At 64.9% G+C, this 666-nt stretch carries 1 protein-coding gene; it reads left to right on the top strand.

The window, feature by feature from the left end; all coding sequences use genetic code 11:
• Positions 1 to 666: PAS-domain containing protein (locus EN969_RS34035; RefSeq protein WP_164758795.1), on the top strand; the 666-nt coding region annotated here is incomplete at both ends.

The raw sequence follows: 666 nt of genomic DNA, 5'->3' as shown, positions 1-666 counted from the left end.
CGTCGAGCGCACCGAGCGCTCTTTCCAGTCGTTCGAAAAGACCAACGGACCCTCGCTGCACGGCAACGAACAGGCGATCATGGACGTCATCCGCTTTTCCGAGCAGCTGCTGGCCAGCGCCGTCGGCTCCTCCTCGGCACGGCTGATCCTGTCGCTGCTGTTTCGGCGCCACGACCGCGAATCCCGAGATGCCTTCCGCTTGCTCGACGACGCCACCGAGGCGCTGCAGCACAACCGCGACCTCTTGCAGATCGCGCTCGACCAGATGGAACAGGGCATCACCGTCTTCGATCGCGATTTCCGCCTGATCTGCTGGAACCGCCAGTACCGGGCGCTGTTCGACCTGCCCGACGAGATGGGCCAGGTCGGCGTCTCGCTCGACCGCATCCTGCGCCATCTCGCCGAGCGCGGCGACATTCCCGCCGATCAGCGTGTGGCCATGCTCAACCGGCTGACCAGCTTCGTCAGCCCGTGGCAGATGGAGCTGAAAACCTCGGGCCGCATCCTGGAACTGCGCTCCAACCCGATGCCGGACGGCGGCATCGTCGCCACCTATGCCGACATTTCCGGGCGCGTCGAGCAGGATCTTGCGCTGAAAAGGGCCAATGAATCGCTGGAGCAGCGGGTCAAGACGCGCACCATCGAGCTGACCCGGGTCAATGAGGA

The sequence above is a fragment of the Mesorhizobium sp. M7A.F.Ca.CA.003.01.2.1 genome (assembly GCF_003998945.1).
GTDB lineage: Bacteria > Pseudomonadota > Alphaproteobacteria > Rhizobiales > Rhizobiaceae > Mesorhizobium > Mesorhizobium ciceri.
The sequence above is the reverse complement of the archived record's forward strand: the minus strand, read 5'-3'. Positions and strand labels throughout refer to the sequence as shown.